Below are 18,613 nucleotides of genomic sequence, written 5' to 3'. Positions count from 1 at the left end.
GTGTTGTGAATTTAATCGTTTGCGTGTTGCTTTGTTTGTTGTATCACATTTTTTTCTAATACGCTCAGCAGATTTACAGGCAGAATCCGCCTGTTCAAAACCGCTGAAATTGCTCATCATTACAGGGTGTGATTTAAGTATTCACGTCGCGTCAACGTTCTGGCGCAAAGACAAAGGTGAAAAGTATTTATGGTAAATTTCCGTCAGCCCAGGGATATTGCACAAGTGCTGCTATCGGTGCTGTTTTTAGCCATCCTGATTGTGGCCTGTCTCTGGATTGTTCAGCCCTTTATCCTCGGTTTTGCCTGGGCAGGCACGATTGTCATTGCAACCTGGCCTATCCTGCTACGCTTACAAAAATTGCTCTGGGGACGCCGTTCACTTGCCGTACTGGTGATGACACTGTTGCTGGTGCTGTTGTTCATCATCCCCATCGCGCTGCTGGTTAACAGCATCGTCGATGGCAGTGGGCCGCTGATCCATGCCGTAACCGCAGGTGATATGACACTACCGGATCTGGCATGGTTGAACAGCATTCCACTGGTGGGTGCCAAAATGTATGGCGCATGGCACAGCTTACTGGATATGGGCGGTTCGGCGATTATGGCCAAGGTTCGTCCTTATATCGGCACCACCACCACCTGGTTCGTCGGTCAGGCCGCGCATATCGGCCGCTTTATGATGCACTGTGGCCTGATGCTGCTGTTCAGTGCCCTGTTGTACTGGCGCGGTGAACAAGTCGCATTAGGTATTCGTCACTTCGCCTGCCGTCTTGCCTCAAAACGTGGAGATGCTGCCATTCTGCTGGCAGCACAAGCCATTCGCGCCGTCGCATTAGGCGTTGTGGTCACCGCTCTGGTACAGGCAGTGCTCGGGGGTATTGGTCTGGCGGTAACCGGTGTGCCGTATGCCACACTGCTGGCGGTATTGATGATCCTGTCATGTCTGGTGCAACTGGGGCCGCTACCGGTACTGATTCCGGCCATTATCTGGCTATACTGGACGGGGGATTCAACCTGGGGCACCGTGCTGCTGGTGTGGAGCGGCGTGGTCGGAACACTGGATAACGTGATTCGACCGATGCTGATTCGCATGGGTGCCGATTTGCCACTGCTCCTGATTCTCTCCGGAGTCATCGGCGGATTGATTGCCTTCGGCATGATTGGTCTGTTTATCGGTCCAGTAGTACTGGCCGTTTCCTGGCGTCTGTTCTCCGCCTGGGTAAACGAAGCCCCTGCGCCAGGTACCAATCCGGATGAAATCCTCGAAGAAATTGCTGAAATCGAACGCAATAAGTAATCCAACATCAGGCGGCAACGCCGCCTGATTGTTTAACAATACTAATCAATCCCTCCCTCTTACGGGATTAGAACCAACTTCTTCCCTCTTTCAATACTCATTTGTGTCGCAAATTCTTTACAGTTTTTAAACTATTGAGATGAATCTGATCGACGTAAAAAATCAGTATGCCTACTATTAGCCCATGGCTTTAGATCAACACATTGATTTATAAGCATGGAAATCCCCTGAGTGAAACAACGAATTGCTGTGTGTAGTCTTTGCCCATCTCCCACGATGGGCTTTTTTTTGTCCTTCGCGCGCCACTCCACCAACCTTAACGCACCAACACATTATCTTCCCCGTCAAGGACCAAATAATATTGCACAAAATACTGTGACTCTCTTCAAGCCGAAATATCCACAGCAATGTTATTACTATTCCACCGTCTTTTATGAAGCGACCAAATAATGAACGCATTAGAGCTACAGGCGATCCGCCATATTTTTGCTATGACGGTGGAAGAAAGCGCCAGGTATATCGCGCGCGATGACAATGTTGTCGCCTGGCAACAATGGGAAAAGGGTGAAAGAGAAATTCCAGACGACATTGTCCGCATTTGTTCAGAAATGAAAGCCAAGAGGAAGTTAAGAATTAATGCAATTATCGACAAAATAAATAACCGCATTGGTAATAACACCATGCGTTTTTTCCCCGATCTGAACGCTTTTCAGGCGGTTTATCACCACGATGGTTTTCTCGACTGGAAAATCTATCAGTCGGCAGCTGTTGAACTCTATGCTCACGATCTCGAGCGTATGTGTTAAGAGATCGCAACGCCATACCTATTTAGCCTCTTCGCTGAGTAACACATTATGAAAAACACCTATTTCTCCACTGCGATAGGGCTGTACCTAAATTACCTGGTGCACGGCATGGGGGTCATTCTGATGAGCCTCAATATGTCTTCACTGGAACAACAGTGGCAAACCAATACCGCGGGCGTCTCGATTGTTATTTCCTCACTCGGTATCGGCCGCTTAAGCGTTTTATTAGTAGCAGGGATGCTTTCCGATAGCTATGGTCGCAGACCATTTATTATCCTTGGTATGACCTGCTACCTGATTTTCTTTATTGGCATCATAAATACTCACAGTATTTTTCTTGCCTATGCTTTTGGTTTTTTAGCGGGAATGGCAAACAGTTTTCTCGATGCCGGAACCTATCCCAGCCTGATGGAGGCATTCCCCCGCTCACCCAGCACGGCCAATATTTTGATAAAAGCCTTCGTCTCCAGCGGTCAGTTCCTGCTGCCAATGATTATCAGTCTGCTGGTATGGGCCGAACTTTGGTTTGGCTGGTCCTTCCTGCTGGCGGCAGCCGTTATGATACTCAACGGTGTGTTTTTATTTCGCTGTCGGTTTCCGCCACATCCCGGGCCTCATACCGTCATCCGGGCTCAACCGGCTGAACGGGAAACCGGACAACCTGAACATCGTTGCTCCCTGCTCGACCTTGCCAGTTACACCCTGTACGGCTACATCGCAATGGCGACATTTTACCTGGTAAGCCAGTGGCTGGCGCAATACGGACAGTTTGTCGCCGGAATGCCCTATACGTTATCTATCAAACTGTTAAGCATTTATACCTGCGGCTCTCTACTGTGCGTGCTGATCACCGCCCCGCTGGCGCGAAAAGCAGAACGCGCGACATCGATGCTGATGCTGTATACGTTTATCTCATTTGTCGCACTGCTGATGGTTTGTCTGCATCCGACACCTATCGTTGTCATTATCTTTGCGTTTGTCATCGGTTTTTCTTCCGCAGGGGGCGTTGTGCAAATCGGTTTAACGCTGATGGCCGCACGCTTTCCGCATGCGAAGGGCAAAGCGACCGGTATTTACTACAGCGCGGGCAGCATTGCGACCTTCACCATTCCATTGATAACAGCAAAACTCTCTGAAACCAGTATTGCTCACATCATGTGGTTTGATACTGGCATAGCCGCTGTTGGATTCCTGTTGGCGTTGTTTATTGGTTATCGCAGCCACATCACGTCAAAACATCAGCTAAAGATGATACAAGCCGTAAAATAAGCGTGGATGCAATATTGTTCCCCTCTTCTGCAAAATAATTGACTTCAGTTTTAAAACATCAGCAAAACACCGGCCGGCAGAGTTCGATTTCACAGTGTGTTATGCAATATACCTGGTAACTTAAACGCCATGCTATGTAGGTTCTGTGGCTGCCGCCCAGTATATTAATTACAAGGTCGCCGCAATTTAAACAATATCGACGAGCACAGAACAATTTTAAAATCCGCAAGGAGTTGTGAAAATGTCTCAAAGCAAGACCTTTAATACGCCATTTCTTTTGGCGATAATCTGTATTTATTTAAGTTATTTCCTACACGGCATTAGCGTCATTACACTGGCGCAAAATATGACCTCTCTTGCAGAAAAGTTTTCCACCGACAATGCAGGAATTGCCTATTTGATTTCAGGCATTGGTCTGGGGCGACTGGTGAGCATCTTATTCTTTGGCGTGCTCTCAGATAAATTTGGTCGTCGGGCTATCATTCTGTTAGGCGCTATTCTTTATATACTGTTCTTCTTCGGTATTCCCGCCAGCCCTAATCTGATGATTGCCTTTATTCTGGCCGTTTGCGTTGGCGTGGCAAACTCGGCACTGGATACCGGCGGGTACCCGGCGTTAATGGAATGCTTCCCTAAAGCCTCTGGCTCAGCCGTTATCCTGGTGAAAGCTATGGTCTCGTTTGGGCAGATGATCTACCCCATCGTCGTCAGCACCATGCTGCTCAACCATATCTGGTACGGTTATGCGGTCATTATCCCGGGTGCGTTGTTTGTCGTCATTACCTTGATGCTGCTAAGAAGTCGCTTCCCTGGCCAGATGGTGGATGCTGGCATCGCGAAAGATCTGCCACAGATGAACAGTAAACCGTTGGTCTGGCTGGAAGGTGTGGCATCCGTCATGTTTGGTGTTGCTGCCTTTTCGACTTTTTACGTCATCGTGGTCTGGATGCCAAAATATGCGATGGCCTTTGCCGGCATGGCAGAATCTGACGCACTGAAGACAATCTCTTACTACAGTATGGGATCATTGGTCTGCGTATTTATTTTTGCCGCTCTGTTAAAAAAATGGGTTCGGCCTATTTGGGCAAATGTGTTTAACGCCGGGCTGGCAACCATCACCGCAGCCGTCATCTACTTATATCCCTCTCCGCTGGTGTGTAACGTCGGTTCATTTCTCATTGGATTCTCTGCCGCTGGCGGTATTTTACAGCTCGGTGTCTCGGTGATGTCTGAATTCTTTCCCAAGAGCAAAGCCAAAGTCACCAGTATTTATATGATGATGGGTGGCGTAGCCAACTTTATTATCCCATTAATCACCGGATACCTCTCTAACATTGGTCTGCAGTACATCATTTTGCTGGACTTTGCATTTGCTCTGCTGGCCTTCATCACCGCCATCATCGTCTTTATTCGTTACTACCGCGTATTTGATATCCCCAAAAATGATGTGCGGTTGGGCGAACGTTATTTTCAATAAATTGTTTAGAAGGAGTATCAAATGGACGTAACTGCTAAATATGAACTAATTGGATTGATGGCCTACCCTATCAGACACAGTCTGTCGCCTGAAATGCAAAATAAGGCATTAGAAAAAGCGGGATTGCCATTCACTTATATGGCATTTGAAGTCGATAACTCAACGTTTGCTAATGCAATTGCCGGGCTGAAGGCCTTAAAGATGCGTGGTACAGGGGTCTCAATGCCCAACAAGCAGCTAGCATGTGAATATGTTGATGAATTAACACCTGCCGCCAAACTGGTCGGTGCAATTAATACTATCGTCAATGATGATGGTTACCTGCGTGGTTACAATACCGATGGCACGGGTCATATTCGTGCAATTAAGGAAAGTGGTTTCGATATCAAAGGTAAAACCATGGTACTGTTGGGCGCAGGCGGTGCGTCGACAGCCATTGGTGCACAGGCAGCGATTGAAGGCATCAAAGAAATTAAACTCTTTAACCGCCAGGATGAGTTTTTTGCCAAAGCGCAGGAGTTTGCCAAACGCGTCAATGAAAACACCGACTGCGTGGTCACTGTTATCGATCTCGCCGATCGTCAGGCTTTTGCTGACGCACTTGCCAGCGCGGATATTTTAACCAACGGAACAAAAGTCGGCATGAAGCCGCTGGAAAATGAATCTCTCGTGACCGACGCTTCCCTGCTACGTCCGGAACTGCTGGTAACCGAATGCGTCTACAACCCGCATATGACCAAATTATTGCAGCAGGCACAAAGTGCTGGTTGCAAAACAATTGATGGTTACGGCATGTTGTTATGGCAAGGGGCTGAACAGTTCAAGCTCTGGACCGGGAAAGATTTCCCGCTGGAGTATGTGAAACAGGTTATGGGTTTTGCCGCCTGACGGGCAAGCATTTGTAGAATAGTTAAAGGGTAATCAATGAAAACCGTAACCGTAAGAAATCTCGTTATTGGCGATGGTGCGCCGAAGATCATTGTGTCGCTGATGGGTATAGACATCGCAACGGTAAAAAGCGAAGCGCTGGCCTATCGCGAAGCGGATTTCGACATTCTGGAATGGCGCGTTGACCATTTCGGCGATGTCTCTTCCACAGATGCCGTGCTGGAAGCGGCTCGCGCCATCCGCGATGTGATAGCGGACAAACCGCTACTTTTCACCTTCCGCAGCGCCAAAGAAGGCGGTGAACAGGCACTGTCTGTCGAAAACTATATTGCACTTAACCGCGCGGCGGTAGACAGCGGTCTGGTGGATATGATCGATCTGGAACTGTTTACCGGAGACGAACTGGTCAAAGCGACCGTCGAGCATGCGCACGCGAAAAATGTCTTTGTGATTATGTCCAATCACGATTTTCATAAGACACCAGCTGCAGAAGAGATTGTCCAGCGCCTGCGTAAAATGCAGGAACTAGGCGCAGACATCCCCAAAATTGCCTTGATGCCGCAAAATAAAGCGGATGTTCTGACGCTGCTTAGCGCCACGCTGGAAATGCAAGAACGCTATGCCGATCGCCCGATAATCACCATGTCGATGGCTAAAACAGGGGTGATTTCACGTCTGTCTGGTGAAGTTTTCGGTTCAGCGGCAACCTTTGGGGCAGTAAAAAAAGCCTCCGCCCCAGGACAAATTTCGGTCACCGACCTGCGTACTGTATTGACAATATTGCATCAGGCTTAATTACAGATATATCCATATTAATATCAGTAATGCCCTATCCCAGATATTCGTCTAACCACGGATATCTGGCCGATGATTAAACGTTATTAAATAACTCACAATATTATTGTCGAATATAGCGACAGGTAGTCGCACGCATATAATCTGGAGTTCACATGAAATTTTCAAGACCAAATCGTATAGATGGTCGGGTACCCGTATTATCCGCAGCAGATGCAGTTAATTATATTCCTGATGAAGCAACTCTTTGTGTATTAGGTGCAGGTGGCGGTATTCTCGAAGCAACAACATTAATTAACGCGCTGGCTGAAAAATATAAAAACTCTCAGTCACCACGAAATCTAGCGTTGATTAGCCCTACAGGTCTGGGTGACCGTGCCGACCGGGGAATTAGCCCGCTGGCACAGGAAGGCTTAGTCAAATGGGCATTATGCGGACACTGGGGACAATCACCACGAATCTCCGACTTGGCGGAACAAAATAAAATTGCCGCCTATAACTATCCTCAGGGCGTATTAACCCAAACCCTGCGTGCATCGGCAGCCCACCAGCCTGGGATCCTCAGTGATATCGGCATCGGTACATTTGTTGACCCTCGCCAACAGGGCGGTAAGCTGAATGAAGTGACCACCGAAGATCTGATCAAATTGGTGGAAATTGATAACAAAGAGTACCTGTATTACAAAGCCATTGCGCCAAACATCGCCTTTATTCGCGCCACCACCTGTGACAGCGAAGGCTATGCCACCTTTGAAGATGAAGTTATGTATCTTGATGCGCTGGTGATTGCCCAGGCCGTACACAATAACGGCGGCATCGTTATGATGCAGGTGCAAAAAATGGTGAAGAAAGCCACTTTGCATCCGAAGTCGGTACGTATTCCCGGCTATCTGGTCGATATTGTGGTCATCGACCCCGACCAAACGCAACTGTACGGTGGTGCGCCGGTTAACCGCTTTATCTCTGGCGATTTTGTGCTCGATGACAGCCAACAAACTGCCCTGCCGCTCAATCAGCGTAAACTGGTGGCCCGACGCGCCCTGTTTGAAATGCGCAAAGGTGCGGTCGGCAACGTTGGCGTAGGTATTGCCGATGGCATTGGTCTCGTCGCGCGCGAAGAAGGCTGTGCTGACGATTTTATTCTGACAGTCGAAACGGGTCCGATTGGCGGCATCACCTCTCAAGGCATTGCTTTCGGTGCCAACGTCAACACTCGCGCCATTCTGGATATGACGTCCCAGTTTGACTTCTATCACGGTGGCGGGCTGGATGTGTGCTATTTAAGTTTTGCCGAAGTGGATCGCCACGGCAACGTCGGCGTACACAAATTCAATGGCAAAATCATGGGTACCGGCGGTTTTATCGATATTAGCGCCACTTCCAAAAAAATTATTTTCTGCGGCACGTTAACTGCCGGAAGTCTGAAAACGGAAGTTGCGGACGGTAAGTTAAATATCGTGCAGGAAGGTCGGGTGAAAAAATTCGTTAATGAATTACCTGAAGTGACTTTCAGCGGAAAAATTGCCCTCGAACGTGGACTTGATGTGCGTTACATCACTGAACGCGCTGTATTTACGTTAAAAGCAGATGGTCTTCATTTAATCGAAATTGCACCGGGAGTCTCTTTACAGGAAGACATCCTGGACAAAATGGATTTCACACCGATTATTTCCCCAGACCTGAAATTGATGGACGAAAGATTATTTATCGATGCCTCGATGGGCTTTGTATTACCCGACGCAGCCAATTAAAAGGAGTACCCTGATAAACTTTTCATTAACTGAAGAACAAGAACTGTTGCTTGCCAGCATTCGTGAGCTGATTACCAGCAATTTCCCGGAGGAGTATTTCCGTACCTGCGATCAGACGGCGACTTATCCGAAGGAATTTATGCGAGCCCTTGCGGACAACGGCATTTCGATGCTGGGCGTTCCGGAAGAGTTTGGCGGCATACCGGCTGATTACGTCACCCAGATGCTGGCGCTGATGGAAGTGTCAAAATGTGGCGCGCCCGCTTTTTTGATCACTAACGGTCAGTGCATCCACAGCATGCGACGTTTTGGCTCCGCCGAGCAGCTGCGTAAAACAGCAGAAAGCACCATGGAAACGGGCGATCCGGCGTATGCGCTGGCATTAACCGAGCCGGGAGCAGGCTCCGATAATAATAGTGCCACCACCAGCTACACCCGCAAAAATGGCAAGGTGTATCTCAACGGGCAAAAAACGTTTATCACTGGCGCTAAAGAGTATCCATACATGCTGGTACTGGCTCGCGACCCGGAGCCGAAAGATCCGAAGAAAGCCTTTACGTTGTGGTGGGTGGATTCTAAGAAACCGGGCATTAAGGTTAACCCGCTGCATAAAATCGGCTGGCACATGTTAAGCACCTGCGAAGTCTATCTTGATGACGTTGAAGTGGACGAAAGCGATATGGTCGGCGAAGAAGGCATGGGCTTCCTCAACGTAATGTACAACTTCGAAATGGAACGCCTGATCAACGCCGCGCGCAGCACGGGTTTTGCCGAATGCGCCTTCGAAGATGCCGCCCGCTACGCTAACCAGCGCATCGCATTTGGTAAGCCGATCGGTCATAACCAGATGATCCAGGAAAAACTGGCGCTGATGGCAATCAAAATTGAAAACATGCGCAATATGGTGCTGAAGGTCGCCTGGCAGGCCGATCAGGAACAGTCGCTGCGAACCAGTGCGGCACTGGCAAAACTGTATTGTGCACGTACGGCAATGGAAGTGATTGACGACGCAATTCAGATCATGGGCGGACTGGGTTACACCGATGAAGCACGCGTATCCCGATTCTGGCGCGATGTCCGCTGTGAGCGCATTGGCGGTGGTACCGATGAAATCATGATTTACGTCGCCGGTCGCCAAATCCTAAAGGATTATCAGAATAAGTAAGCGGTATAACTGACCGGATAGCGCAGATACGCTATCCGGGACGGTGCGGGAGAATCAAACTTCAGGCATCAAGCATTCCTGCTCAGCAAGGTTATTTTTAAACTGCTTACGATAATCGCTGGGCGTACACCCCACATGCCGCTGAAAAAGTTTGGCAAAATGATCGACGTTTTCATACCCTACCCGCCACGAAATTTCCGCCAACGAGGCCTCCGTATTGGTCAGGGAAAATTTCGCTTCTGTCATTCGCCGTTGAATAACATAATTGATGGGTGATATACGATACTCGCGGGTAAATTCATGGCAGATATAGCTCACGCTGGCGCGGAATTTTTTAGATAACTGTTCGAGAGTAATTTTTTCGCGGAAGTTGTTATTTAAATAGACCAATACATCTTTAATTAAGACATCTTTTTTAATATATCCCTGTTCAGAGCGGTAAGCATTTTTAAAGTTTTCGTAATATAACACGGTTAATGCATACGCGAATGCGTCATAAGCGGAAGACGTCAGGTTGTTCTTGCTCTGCGGGAGCATCACCCCCAGCTCATTAAAAATACTCTTAATAACCTCTTTACCCTGGCTGACGCTAATGACCGGACACGAGTGCATCTGCAATAGCTGATTGTCCTGCCAACTGTTAAACCGGAAACCGTAGAGTGCGCAGGTGTAAGTGGTAGCAGGTGCGCTGCTATCAGATGCAACCGCATGCAATCGCCCTTGCTCAATCACCACAATGTCCCCGGCATGCGCGACATACAGCGAAGAGTCGATGATTAATCTTGCAACCCCCTTTTTAACATAGATAAGCTCCGTTTCATTATCATGAACATGATGTCCGGACTCCCAGTTAGGATCATCGCTAATGACGAATCGGGAAAATCTCGGCGTTTTCCCCTGCTCAAAAAGGGTCTCAATGGCATTATCAAAGCAGCGTTGATACATGACAACCTCCACCTAAAGGCAGTAATTTTGTGAATAATGAATATCGAAAAGTGAAAACGATAATAACGTTATACAACGTTATTCCTTGCTGGCGAAACAAAATTATTTGCGTCGACTGCAAGATGATACCTCCTGCCTCATTGCGTTGTTTTCCACGTTTATTTCCGTTTGATAAAAAACGAAAAGAATAAATGTTATTAATTCAACATTAACAATTTACATATCAGAAACAATTTAAGCGTAAAAACGATAAAAAACATGATGCATTTCGCAATTATCCTTCCCTGGTTTGTTTGCTCTTTTTTCTCTTCAGTACACAAGGCCGAGCTCTCGTTTATAAAACAAGCATTCCCGCAGCACTTTTTTTGCAAGATTGTTGGGAATGAAAACAGATTGCCCCGTCGAAAACTGTCCCCTCTCTGCCGCAAACTATTTTCAGTTAATTTTCCCTACTGTGGATGACTGGAGATGCCATGAAAATAATAACCTGCTTTAAGTTGGTGCCTGAAGAACAGGACATTGTTGTTACCCCACAGCATTCGCTTAACTTTGACCGGGCCGATGCCAAAATCAGCCAGTTTGATCTGAATGCGATTGAGGCCGCGGCGCAACTGAGTGCGGAGGGTGATGAAATCGTCGCTTTAACCGTGGGCGGATCGCTACTGCAAAATTCCAAAGTGCGTAAAGACGTGCTGTCACGTGGACCGGACAGTTTGTTCATGGTGCAGGATCCGCAATTGGAGCATTCATTGCCCCGCGACACCGCTCAAGCGCTGGCCTGCGCGGCCAAAAATATGAATTTCGACCTGATGCTGTTCGGAGAAGGATCGGGGGATATCTATGCCCAACAGGTTGGCTTACTGGTTGGCGAACTGTTGCAACTCCCGGTGATTAACGCCGTCAGCAACATCCAACGTAACGGCGACCGCATTGTGGTTGAGCGCGTGCTGGAAGACGAGGTTGAAGTGATCGACCTGCCGCTCCCCGCCGTACTCTGCGTAACCTCGGATATCAACACGCCGCGTATTCCCTCAATGAAAGCCATTCTCGGCGCGGGTAAAAAGCCCGTCACACCATGGCAAGCCAGCAATATTGGCTGGACGCCTGCGTCACCGTTAGCGGAACTGGTAAGCCTCACTGTACCGCCACAAACAGAACGTAAGCACATCATTCTGGAAAATGACTCGGCTGAAGCCATTGCCGAACTGGCTGAACACCTTAAAAAAGCCCTGAACTAAGCTCAACGGAGAGAAATTGTCATGAGTAAATTAGCTAACGTATGGGTGTTCAGCGATAACGTAGAACGCTACGCAGAATTAATGACCGGCGCACGTCAGTGGGGTGAGCATGTCCATCTTATTGTACAAGGCAGCGAACAGGCTAATCAGGTTAAACCTCTGGGTGCCGATGAAATAATCGTGCTCGAAGCCCCCTCCGGTTTACAGCGTGTAGAAAATTACGCCGAAACCATCGCGGCGCTGATGCAAGAACACGCCGGAATGCTGTTGATGTCAGCCACAAAGCGCGCGAAATCACTTGGGGCACGGTTAAGCATCCAACTCAATGCCGCGATGGTGAACGACGCAATATCGGTGACTCTTGAGGATGGCACAGTGTTCGCAGAGCACCGAATGTATGGTGGGCTGGCATTCGGCAAAGAAAAAATCAAAAGCGCGCTGGCAATTATCACTCTTGCCCCTGGCCTGCTTGAACCTGTAGCGGAAAACGCCTCGCACAACTGCCCTGTTGTCCTAGCAGCTTACATCGCACCGCTTCATGAAATTATGTGCCAGGAACGTCGCGCTAAATCCGTGAGCAGCGTGGACCTCAGTAAAGCCAAACGTGTGGTTGGCGTGGGTCGCGGCCTGGTTGCGCAACACGATCTGGAGATGGTGCATCAGTTGGCATCGGTACTGGGGGCAGAAGTGGGCTGCTCGCGCCCGATCGCCGAAGGCGAAAACTGGATGGAGCGCGAACGCTACATTGGCGTTTCTGGTGTGTTACTGAAGTCAGACCTTTATCTGACGTTGGGCATTTCAGGACAAATTCAGCATATGGTCGGTGGTAACGGCGCGAAAGTCATTGTTGCTATCAACAAAGACAAGAAAGCCCCTATTTTCAATTATGCCGATTACGGCCTGGTAGGCGACATCTACAAAGTTGTTCCGGCCCTTATCGAACATCTCAGCCGCTAATCCCCCCATTTAACGCACATCTCCCGCTGCCCTTGCAGCGGGAAAGGAGCATAAAGCATGTCAGATGAAAAATTTGATGCCATTGTGGTCGGTGCTGGCGTGGCGGGTACGGTTGCAGGCTACGTTATGGCTCAGGCCGGACTGGACGTGCTGGTCATTGAGCGCGGAAACAGTGCAGGCAGTAAAAATATGACCGGCGGAAGACTCTATGCGCATAGCCTTGAGCGCATCATGCCAGGGTTCGCGCAGGAGGCGCCGCTCGAGCGTAAAGTCACCCGCGAAAAAATCTCCTTTCTGACCGAAGAAAGCGCCGTCACTCTCGATTTCCATCGTGAAAAAGCTGACGCACCAACGCAGGATTCGTATACCGTTTTGCGCAACAGACTCGACCCATGGCTAATGGAAAAAGCGGAACAAGCTGGCGTGCAGTTCATCCCCGGTGTGCGCGTCGATGCTCTGATCCGCGAAGGTAATAAGGTCACCGGAGTCCATGCCGGTGACGATATACTGGAAGCCAATATTGTCATCCTGGCCGATGGCGTCAACTCTATGTTGGGGCGGTCCCTGGGGATGGTTCCTCCCTCTTCTGCACATCACTATGCCGTTGGCGTAAAAGAGCTGATCGGCTTACCTCCAGCGGTCATTGCAGATCGCTTCAACCTTTCAGGTAATGAGGGCGCGGCCTGGCTGTTTGCAGGCTCACCGTCTGATGGATTGATGGGAGGAGGTTTTTTGTATACCAACCAGGACTCCATCTCTCTGGGGCTGGTGTGTGGTCTGGGGGATATTGCCCATGCCACAAAAAGTATTCCACAAATGCTGGAAGACTTTAAGCAACATCCAACTATTCGACCATTGATTGCCGGTGGTGTATTACTGGAGTATTCCGCGCATATGGTGCCGGAAGGCGGTCTGGCAATGGTTCCAAAGCTGGTCGATGACGGTGTGATGATCGTCGGTGATGCCGCCGGTTTCTGTTTGAACCTGGGTTTCACGGTGCGAGGTATGGATTTGGCCATCGCTTCCGCAGAAGCCGCTGCCCAAACAGCCATTGCAGCAAAAGAACGACAGGATTTCTCTGCCAGCAGCCTGATGGACTACAAACGCGCGCTTGAACAAGGCTGTGTGATGCGTGATTTACAACATTTTCGCAAGATCCCGGCGTTGATGGAAAACCCACGTCTGTTCACCCAGTATCCGCGTATGGTGGCCGACATCATGAGCGATATGTTCACCGTTGACGGACGTCCAAATCAACCGGTTCGCAAGATGATTATGTCCCATGCCAAACAAATCGGACTGATGAACTTACTGAAAGACGGTATCAAGGGGGCAACTGCACTATGAGTCAGGACAATACTGTTAACGTTGACGTCAAACTGGGCGTCAATAAATTCAATGTCGATGAAGGCCACCCGCACATCATCCTGGCCGAACATCCAGACCTTAATGAATTTCGCAAGCTGCTGAAAGCCTGCCCCGCCGGGCTGTATAAGCAGGACGAGAGTGGAAACATTCATTTTGATTCTGCTGGTTGCCTGGAGTGCGGAACGTGTCGAGTACTGTGCGGCGACACGATCCTCGACCAATGGGAATATCCGGTCGGAACATTTGGCATTGATTTTCGCTACGGCTAACGGATTTTGCCTGTAGTACACCGGTTCGGCCACGCCGGCCATCCGGTCAGATGTATGCCGAAATCATCCAGGGAATAACTTCATGAGTATCACACTAACGTTTAACGCCGAACGTCGCGAAGTCTGGCGGCAACAGGGTTTATGGGGAGATGCTTCGCTTGGCGATTACTGGAACCAAACTGCCAGAGCCATGCCAGATAAAATCGCGGTGGTTGATAACCATGGCGCTTCATACACCTATGCTGCACTCGATAGCGCGGCCAGCAGTCTGGCAACCTGGTTTTTAGCCTGCGGTATTCAACCTGGCGATCGCATTGCCTTCCAGCTACCGGGCTGGTGCGAGTTTACGATTATCTACCTGGCCTGCCTGAAAACCGGGGCCGTTTCCGTACCGCTGCTGCCAGCGTGGCGTGAAGCAGAGATGGTATGGGTGTTGAATAAGTGCAAGGCGAAGATTTTTTTCGCACCGACGCTGTTTAAACAGACCCGACCGGTCGATCTGATCCTGCCCTTACAAAACCAGTTGCCACATCTGCAACAGATCGTTGCCGTGGATAAACTGGCTCCGGCAACGACCTCGCTAGCGCTCAGCCAACTGCTTTTAGCTCCGCCATTAACCCAAACGATTAATGTTCACGCCGATGAACTGGCGGCGGTGTTGTTTACCTCCGGTACCGAGGGAATGCCAAAAGGCGTAATGCTGACCCACAACAACATCCTTGCCAGCGAGCGCGCCTACTGTGCCCGCCTTAATCTCACCTGGCAGGATGTGTTTTTAATGCCAGCACCACTGGGACACGCTACCGGTTTTCTGCATGGCGTTACCGCACCGTTTTTAATCGGCGCACGCAGCGTATTGTTAGATATTTTCACCCCAGCCGCCTGTCTTGAACTGCTGGAACAACAACGCTGTACCTGTGTGCTCGGCGCAACGCCCTTCGTCTACGACATGTTGTGTAGCATGGATAAACGGCCAAGCGTTCTCTCATCGCTACGCTTTTTCTTATGTGGGGGCACAACCATTCCACAGAAGATTGCCCGTGACTGCCAGCAGCTCGGCATAAAATTATTAAGCATTTATGGCTCGACAGAGAGTTCCCCGCATGCGCTGGTCAATCTCGATGATTCGCTTTCTCGCATGATGGATACCGACGGATATGCTGCTGCAGGCGTCGAAATTAAAGTGGTCGATGAAGCACGCAATACGTTGCCTGCGGGTGTAGAAGGCGAAGAAGCCTCACGCGGTCCCAATGTGTTTATGGGCTATCTCGATGAACCCGAACTCACCGCCCGTGCGCTGGATCAAGACGGCTGGTATTACAGCGGCGACTTATGCCGAATGGACGATGCGGGGTACATCAAAATCACCGGACGGAAAAAAGATATCATTGTCCGCGGTGGAGAAAACATCAGCAGCCGCGAAGTTGAGGATATTTTATTGCAGCACCCCCGCATTCACGATGCCTGCGTTGTCGCGATGCCGGACGAACGCTTAGGTGAAAGGTCATGTGCTTATGTGGTGCTAAAACCGCCGCATCATTCGCTGTCACTGGAGTCAGTGGTAGCCTTTTTTAGTCGCAAGCGGGTGGCAAAGTACAAATACCCTGAGCACATTGTGATCGTGGAGAAATTACCACGCACAGCGTCCGGTAAAGTACAAAAATACCAACTGCGTCAGGATATTATTCAGCGTTTGAGCGTGGAGAGTGTTGCAGGATAAAGTGCCGGATGGCGACGCTAGCGTATCTTATCCGGCCTATGTTGAATAGGCCGGATAAGGCATGATGTTACTTGTTCAGTTCAGCCAGACTTAGCCAGGTCTGTACGACAGTGTCCGGGTTCAGCGACAGGCTGTCGATCCCCTCTTCCATCAGCCAGGCCGCAAAGTCTTCATGGTCAGATGGGCCCTGACCGCAAATACCCACGTATTTGCCCTGTTTCTTGGCTGCACGAATCGCCATTGACAGCAGCGCTTTCACCGCGTCGTTACGCTCATCAAACAGTTCAGAAACCACACCAGAGTCACGATCCAGACCCAGCGCCAACTGCGTCATGTCGTTTGAGCCGATGGAGAAGCCGTCGAAGTACTCGAGGAACTGCTCGGCCAGCAAGGCGTTAGACGGGATCTCACACATCATGATGATCTTCAGTCCGTTCTCACCGCGTTTCAGCCCCTGGCGTGCCAGCTCTTCCACCACCGCTTTCGCCTGGGCAACGGTACGTACAAACGGTACCATCACTTCAACGTTAGTCAGGCCCATGTCGTTACGGACACGTTTTACTGCGTCGCATTCCAGCGCGAAGCAGTCGCGGAAGCTATCGGCAACATAACGGCCCGCCCCACGGAAGCCCAGCATCGGGTTCTCTTCATGCGGTTCATAACGCTCACCACCGACCAGGTTGGCATATTCGTTGGACTTAAAGTCAGACATACGCACGATGACGCGTTTAGGATAAAACGCCGCTCCCAGCGTCGCGATCCCTTCCGTCAGACGACCAACGTAGAATTCACGCGGAGAATCGAAACCTTTCATCATGGCGCGGATTTCATTTTGCAGCTCAGGCGTCTGGTCATCAAACTCCAGCAGTGCACGCGGGTGTACGCCAATCATGCGGTTGATGATAAATTCCAGACGCGCCAGACCGACACCTTCGTTTGGCAGGCAGGCGAAGTCGAAAGCGCGGTCCGGGTTACCGACGTTCATCATCACCTTCAACGGCAGATCCGGCATGGTCTCCACGCTGGAACTCTTCACGCTAAAGTCGAGCATGTCAGCGTAAACATAACCGGTGTCGCCTTCGGCACAAGAGACAGTAACCTTCTCACCATCTTTCATGCGCTCGGTCGCATCGCCACAGCCCACCACGGCGGGGATCCCCAGCTCACGGGCAATGATTGCCGCGTGACAGGTACGACCGCCACGGTTGGTGACAATCGCCGCTGCTTTCTTCATGATCGGTTCCCAGTCCGGATCGGTCATGTCGGTAACCAGTACGTCGCCTGGTTCGATACGGTTCATTTCGCTGATGTCCTGGATGACTTTAACCGGACCCGCGCCAATGCGGTGACCGATGGCACGACCTTCAGCAATAATTTTACCCTGCGCATGCAGCGTATAACGCTCCATCACCTGGCCACGAGAACGCACGGTTTCAGGGCGCGCCTGCACAATGAACAGCTTACCGGTATGACCGTCTTTCGCCCATTCGATATCCATCGGACGGCCGTAGTGCTTCTCGATCTGCACCGCCTGCTTGGCCAGTTCCTGCACTTCTTCGTTAGTCAGGGAGAAAATGTCGCGTTGTTCCTGCGGCACATCTTCGATCGTTACCTGCTTACCGTGTTCCTGAGTCGGCGCGTAGATCATGCGGATTTTTTTCGAACCCATGGTGCGACGAACGATAGCCGGACGATTAGCCGCCAGCGTCGGTTTATGCACGTAAAATTCATCCGGGTTAACGGCCCCCTGCACGACCATCTCGCCCAGGCCCCATGCAGAGGTAATAAACACTACCTGATCGAAACCGGATTCGGTATCGATGGAGAACATGACGCCGGAAGACGCGAGGTCAGAACGCACCATCCGCTGCACACCCGCAGAGAGCGCTACGCCACGATGGTCATAACCCTGGTGGACACGATAAGAGATCGCACGGTCGTTAAACAGCGAGGCAAATACGTGTTTGATGGCAACCAGCACGGCATCAAATCCCTGGACGTTGAGGAAGGTTTCCTGCTGACCGGCAAATGACGCATCTGGCATATCTTCTGCGGTAGCGGAAGATCGCACAGCAAAAGAGGCATGGGCATCGTCCGCTGACAGCTGCGCGTAGGCATCGCGGACGGCATTTTCCAGCTCCGGCTGGAAAGGAGTGTCGATAATCCACTGGCGGATCTGCGCGCCGGCTTTTGCAAGCTCGGTGACATCGTCAATATCCGTTTTATCCAGCAGCTCATAAATGCGCTGGTTTACACCGCTCTGGTCCAGAAACTGGTTAAACGCGTCGGCGGTCGTTGCAAAACCATTCGGTACGGAAACACCCATACCTGAAAGGTTAGTAATCATTTCACCCAGGGAGGCATTTTTGCCCCCAACTCTGTCTACATCATTCATGCCGAGTTGGTTATACCAAAGCACCAGCGGTGACGAGCCATTGTTGGACATCGAACAATCCTTATATTTGAACGAGGTTAGGAAACTCAATTTTGCGTAATTATCTTTGCATATTTACTCCAGCGAAAAAAACGGTGAATCGTTCAAGCAACTTTATTTTTTATTTTTTCAGATTGTTTCCGCATTTGCGCAAACCCGCGAGCCACAGGGGATCTCCACAAAAACTACCGGTATAAACATTTGTTCCGAAAAATGAAATGTACTTTTCATT

Annotated in this window: 15 protein-coding genes and 1 other RNA gene; 14 read left to right on the top strand and 2 right to left on the bottom strand. The window is 50.0% G+C overall.

Annotated elements, in window-relative coordinates:
• Positions 1 to 189 precede the first annotated feature (189 nt).
• The 9 genes from ydiK (at position 190) to WN16_RS14135 (ending at position 9,450) form a co-directional block, all read left to right on the top strand.
• Positions 190 to 1,299, top strand: coding sequence for an AI-2E family transporter YdiK (ydiK, locus tag WN16_RS14175; protein WP_003030544.1), 1,110 nt, complete (start codon positions 190 to 192; stop codon positions 1,297 to 1,299).
• 184 nt (positions 1,300 to 1,483) lie between these two features.
• Positions 1,484 to 1,591: antisense sRNA RprA (rprA, locus tag WN16_RS14170), an RNA gene on the top strand.
• A gap of 157 nt (positions 1,592 to 1,748) precedes the next feature.
• Positions 1,749 to 2,105 carry a YdiL family protein gene (locus WN16_RS14165; protein ID WP_003836596.1) on the top strand — a complete coding sequence of 119 codons (357 nt, stop codon included), beginning with the start codon at positions 1,749 to 1,751 and terminating at the stop codon, positions 2,103 to 2,105.
• Positions 2,106 to 2,153: 48 nt separating this feature from the next.
• Positions 2,154 to 3,374 carry an MFS transporter gene (locus tag WN16_RS14160; RefSeq protein WP_003836599.1) on the top strand — a complete coding sequence of 407 codons (1,221 nt, stop codon included), beginning with the start codon at positions 2,154 to 2,156 and terminating at the stop codon, positions 3,372 to 3,374.
• Positions 3,375 to 3,615: 241 nt separating this feature from the next.
• Complete coding sequence (locus tag WN16_RS14155; protein ID WP_003836601.1) at positions 3,616 to 4,851, top strand: MFS transporter; 1,236 nt, start codon at positions 3,616 to 3,618, stop codon at positions 4,849 to 4,851.
• Positions 4,852 to 4,872: 21 nt separating this feature from the next.
• Positions 4,873 to 5,739: a quinate/shikimate dehydrogenase gene (gene ydiB / locus WN16_RS14150; RefSeq protein ID WP_003836604.1), complete on the top strand. Its 867-nt coding sequence runs from the start codon at positions 4,873 to 4,875 to the stop codon at positions 5,737 to 5,739.
• 36 nt (positions 5,740 to 5,775) lie between these two features.
• Complete coding sequence (gene aroD, locus WN16_RS14145; protein ID WP_003836605.1) at positions 5,776 to 6,534, top strand: type I 3-dehydroquinate dehydratase; 759 nt, start codon at positions 5,776 to 5,778, stop codon at positions 6,532 to 6,534.
• A 155-nt stretch (positions 6,535 to 6,689) separates the two neighbouring features.
• Positions 6,690 to 8,285 carry an acyl CoA:acetate/3-ketoacid CoA transferase gene (locus WN16_RS14140; protein WP_003843475.1) on the top strand — a complete coding sequence of 532 codons (1,596 nt, stop codon included), beginning with the start codon at positions 6,690 to 6,692 and terminating at the stop codon, positions 8,283 to 8,285.
• Between the two features lie 13 nt (positions 8,286 to 8,298).
• Complete coding sequence (locus WN16_RS14135) at positions 8,299 to 9,450, top strand: acyl-CoA dehydrogenase (RefSeq protein WP_088169120.1); 1,152 nt, start codon at positions 8,299 to 8,301, stop codon at positions 9,448 to 9,450.
• Between the two features lie 54 nt (positions 9,451 to 9,504).
• On the opposite strand, the gene WN16_RS14130 is transcribed toward WN16_RS14135, so the two are convergent.
• The gene (locus WN16_RS14130) at positions 9,505 to 10,395 is read right to left on the bottom strand and encodes an AraC family transcriptional regulator (protein ID WP_003836612.1); all 891 of its coding nucleotides are present in this window, start codon (positions 10,393 to 10,395) and stop codon (positions 9,505 to 9,507) included.
• Positions 10,396 to 10,868: 473 nt separating this feature from the next.
• Between WN16_RS14130 and WN16_RS14125 the strand changes: the two genes are divergently transcribed.
• From WN16_RS14125 to fadK, 5 genes are all read left to right on the top strand, one after another.
• On the top strand, positions 10,869 to 11,633 hold the full coding sequence (locus WN16_RS14125; protein WP_003843472.1) for an electron transfer flavoprotein: 765 nt from the start codon (positions 10,869 to 10,871) through the stop codon (positions 11,631 to 11,633).
• Between the two features lie 21 nt (positions 11,634 to 11,654).
• Positions 11,655 to 12,590, top strand: a complete 936-nt coding sequence (locus WN16_RS14120) for an electron transfer flavoprotein subunit alpha (protein ID WP_044699977.1) — start codon at positions 11,655 to 11,657, stop codon at positions 12,588 to 12,590.
• A gap of 57 nt (positions 12,591 to 12,647) precedes the next feature.
• Positions 12,648 to 13,937 (top strand): FAD-dependent oxidoreductase, encoded by a 1,290-nt coding sequence (locus WN16_RS14115; RefSeq protein ID WP_103790813.1) that lies wholly within the window; start codon positions 12,648 to 12,650, stop codon positions 13,935 to 13,937.
• Positions 13,934 to 14,227 carry a 4Fe-4S ferredoxin gene (locus WN16_RS14110; RefSeq protein WP_003836621.1) on the top strand — a complete coding sequence of 98 codons (294 nt, stop codon included), beginning with the start codon at positions 13,934 to 13,936 and terminating at the stop codon, positions 14,225 to 14,227. Before WN16_RS14115 ends, WN16_RS14110 begins: the two co-directional genes overlap by 4 nt.
• An 82-nt stretch (positions 14,228 to 14,309) precedes the next feature.
• Positions 14,310 to 15,947: a medium-chain fatty-acid--CoA ligase gene (gene fadK / locus WN16_RS14105; RefSeq protein ID WP_044699981.1), complete on the top strand. Its 1,638-nt coding sequence runs from the start codon at positions 14,310 to 14,312 to the stop codon at positions 15,945 to 15,947.
• A gap of 67 nt (positions 15,948 to 16,014) precedes the next feature.
• Here fadK and ppsA read toward each other — a convergent pair whose 3' ends face one another.
• Positions 16,015 to 18,393, bottom strand: a complete 2,379-nt coding sequence (gene ppsA, locus WN16_RS14100) for a phosphoenolpyruvate synthase (protein WP_003030548.1) — start codon at positions 18,391 to 18,393, stop codon at positions 16,015 to 16,017.
• Positions 18,394 to 18,613 lie beyond the last annotated feature (220 nt).

It is taken from the genome of Citrobacter sp. ABFQG (genome assembly GCF_004322975.1).
Classification (GTDB): domain Bacteria; phylum Pseudomonadota; class Gammaproteobacteria; order Enterobacterales; family Enterobacteriaceae; genus Citrobacter; species Citrobacter freundii.
This window is presented reverse-complemented; position numbering and strand designations above follow the sequence as displayed.

Coding starts and splice junctions, on each gene's coding strand:
- ydiK (WP_003030544.1), top strand. CDS start 190: ATGGTAAATTTCCGTCAGCCCAGGGATATTGCACAAGTGCTGCTATCG.
- WN16_RS14165 (WP_003836596.1), top strand. CDS start 1,749: ATGAACGCATTAGAGCTACAGGCGATCCGCCATATTTTTGCTATGACG.
- WN16_RS14160 (WP_003836599.1), top strand. CDS start 2,154: ATGAAAAACACCTATTTCTCCACTGCGATAGGGCTGTACCTAAATTAC.
- WN16_RS14155 (WP_003836601.1), top strand. CDS start 3,616: ATGTCTCAAAGCAAGACCTTTAATACGCCATTTCTTTTGGCGATAATC.
- ydiB (WP_003836604.1), top strand. CDS start 4,873: ATGGACGTAACTGCTAAATATGAACTAATTGGATTGATGGCCTACCCT.
- aroD (WP_003836605.1), top strand. CDS start 5,776: ATGAAAACCGTAACCGTAAGAAATCTCGTTATTGGCGATGGTGCGCCG.
- WN16_RS14140 (WP_003843475.1), top strand. CDS start 6,690: ATGAAATTTTCAAGACCAAATCGTATAGATGGTCGGGTACCCGTATTA.
- WN16_RS14130 (WP_003836612.1), bottom strand. CDS start 10,395: ATGTATCAACGCTGCTTTGATAATGCCATTGAGACCCTTTTTGAGCAG.
- WN16_RS14125 (WP_003843472.1), top strand. CDS start 10,869: ATGAAAATAATAACCTGCTTTAAGTTGGTGCCTGAAGAACAGGACATT.
- WN16_RS14120 (WP_044699977.1), top strand. CDS start 11,655: ATGAGTAAATTAGCTAACGTATGGGTGTTCAGCGATAACGTAGAACGC.
- WN16_RS14115 (WP_103790813.1), top strand. CDS start 12,648: ATGTCAGATGAAAAATTTGATGCCATTGTGGTCGGTGCTGGCGTGGCG.
- WN16_RS14110 (WP_003836621.1), top strand. CDS start 13,934: ATGAGTCAGGACAATACTGTTAACGTTGACGTCAAACTGGGCGTCAAT.
- fadK (WP_044699981.1), top strand. CDS start 14,310: ATGAGTATCACACTAACGTTTAACGCCGAACGTCGCGAAGTCTGGCGG.
- ppsA (WP_003030548.1), bottom strand. CDS start 18,393: ATGTCCAACAATGGCTCGTCACCGCTGGTGCTTTGGTATAACCAACTC.